Source organism: Pseudomonas sp. (assembly GCF_050739995.1).
Classification (GTDB): Bacteria; Pseudomonadota; Gammaproteobacteria; order Pseudomonadales; family Pseudomonadaceae; genus Aquipseudomonas.
On sequence record NZ_JBOICG010000199.1, the window covers coordinates 1 to 2,412 of the forward strand.

Sequence of the window (2,412 nt, forward strand, 5' to 3'; positions counted from 1 at the left end):
AAGCAGCATTGAGGGCATTAGGTCACGCGCTGCATCTGTAATACCGCGGTGAAGCCATCGCGGGCAAGCCCGGCTCCCACAGTGGAATGCATTCCAAATGTGGGAGCTGGCTTGCCTGCGATGACGACGGGTCAGCCAATACAGATGCTGAATGGTCGGCCCACCCGCTCCCACACAAAGCAAGAATGCAGTATTGTTGCGCCCATCCAGAAAAAAACCGACAAGCCTGCCTTCGACCAGGCGGTTGACCAGAGATAGAGGGTGTCATGGGTAACGAAAGCATCAATTGGGACAAGCTGGGCTTTGACTACATCAAGACCGATAAGCGGTTTATCCAGCTGTTCAAAGACGGCGAGTGGCAAGCAGGCAAGCTGACCGACGACAACGTGCTGCACATCAGCGAAGGCTCAACCGCCCTGCACTATGGCCAACAGTGCTTCGAAGGCCTCAAGGCCTACCGCTGCAAGGACGGCTCGATCAACCTGTTCCGCCCGGACCAGAACGCTGCCCGTATGCAACGCAGCTGCGCCCGCCTGCTGATGCCGCATGTGCCAACCGACGTGTTCATCGACGCCTGCAAGCAAGTGGTCAAGGCCAACGAGCGGTTCATCCCGCCGTACGGCAGCGGCGGTGCGCTGTACCTGCGCCCGTTCGTGATCGGTACCGGTGACAACATCGGCGTGCGTACCGCACCGGAGTTCATCTTCTCGGTGTTCGCCATCCCGGTCGGTGCTTATTTCAAAGGTGGCCTGGTGCCACACAACTTCCAGATCTCCACTTTCGACCGCGCCGCGCCACAGGGCACCGGTGCGGCCAAGGTCGGTGGCAACTACGCCGCCAGCCTGATGCCGGGTTCCGAAGCGAAGAAATCCGGCTTCGCCGACGCAATTTATCTGGACCCGATGACCCATTCGAAAATCGAGGAAGTCGGTTCGGCCAACTTCTTCGGGATCACCCACGACAACCAGTTCATCACGCCGAAGTCGCCTTCAGTATTGCCAGGCATCACCCGCCTGTCGCTGATCGAACTGGCCAAGACCCGCCTGGGCCTGGAAGTGGTCGAGGGCGAAGTGTTCATCGACAAACTGGACCAGTTCAAGGAAGCCGGCGCGTGCGGTACTGCTGCGGTGATTTCGCCGATCGGCGGCATCCAGTACAACGGCAAGCTGCATGTGTTCCATAGCGAAACAGAAGTCGGCCCAATCACCCAGAAGCTCTACAAAGAGTTGACCAGTGTACAGACCGGTGACGTTGAAGCGCCAGCGGGCTGGATCGTCAAGGTCTAAGCCACCCGCAACGCAAAACAATGTGGGAGGGGGCTTGCCCCCGATAGCAGTAGATCAGTCGATATATTTGTGACTGATACACCGCCATCGGGGGCAAGCCCCCTCCCACATTTGATCTCAGGTGTTCTCAGGACCGAGTCGGAATATTCTCGGTAATCTTCTTGCCCATGCTGATCCTCGGTTCCACCCCATAGCCCAACGCCTCGTAGAACCCCACCACCGCATCATTGCCGCCAGTGATCTGCAGGTTGATCTTCATGCAACCCAGCACCGTCAGCGCCTGCTCTGCATGGCGCACCAACGAGGCGCCCAGGCCCTGGCGCCGATAGTCGGCGTGCACCGCCACTGAATACAGCCAGCCGCGATGACCGTCGTACCCGGCCAGAATGGTCCCTATCACCACCTTTCTGTCGGTCGCGACGAAGAACAGCCCATCGTTGACCGCCAGTTTCTTATCAATCGCCAAGGTCGGCAGGTTATGGGCGGCGTCATAACCAAATGCCTGCTGCCACAGCGTGACGACTTGCGCACGGTGTTGGCGGTCGCGGTAGGGACCGATGGGATGGCGAGAGGACAAAGACTTCTCCATCACCAGGGTACGTTCATTGCCGTGATAGACATCACGTACCGTGTGAAAACCCAGCTTGGTGTAGAACGGCTCGGCGGTCAGCGAGGCAGGCACGCTCAGGGTGGTCACGCCGGCTTCCCGGGCGCGCAGTTCGACCTCGATCATCAGCAGCCGACCAATCCCCTGCCCTTGCAACGCCGGGTTGACGAACACCGAGCGCACCACGTTGGCATCCAGGGCTGCCGTGGCAACGATGACCTGATCCTGGGTCGCCACCAGCACGACACGGCGCTGGAGCAGCCCGAGCACGGCATCGGGTGTGAAGTTGCTTGCGACCCGCGCGATCACCTCCACCGGATAGTCTCGCGCATTGCTGCTGTGCAGGGCGGCCAGGATGACCTGGCTGATCCCCTCGGCATCGGTGGTTTGGGCAAGACGAACAGCGGTAGACATGCAGGGCTCCTTGCTGAAACAGATTTCAAAACCATCCCCATACTAATGTGGGAGCTGGCTTGCCTGCGATAGCGGTCTGTCAGCCAACCTATTTATGGCTGATAC

Annotated in this window: 2 protein-coding genes; one reads left to right on the forward strand and one right to left on the reverse strand. The window is 59.5% G+C overall.

Annotated elements, in window-relative coordinates; all coding sequences use genetic code 11:
• Window positions 1-266 precede the first annotated feature (266 nt).
• Window positions 267-1,286, forward strand: a complete 1,020-nt coding sequence (locus tag ACRESD_RS06960) for a branched-chain amino acid aminotransferase (protein ID WP_431750257.1) — start codon at window positions 267-269, stop codon at window positions 1,284-1,286.
• Between the two features lie 127 nt (window positions 1,287-1,413).
• On the opposite strand, the gene ACRESD_RS06965 is transcribed toward ACRESD_RS06960, so the two are convergent.
• Entirely contained in the window at window positions 1,414-2,307 is an 894-nt protein-coding gene (locus ACRESD_RS06965; protein WP_431750258.1) for a GNAT family acetyltransferase, read from the reverse strand.
• Window positions 2,308-2,412: the final 105 nt, after the last annotated feature.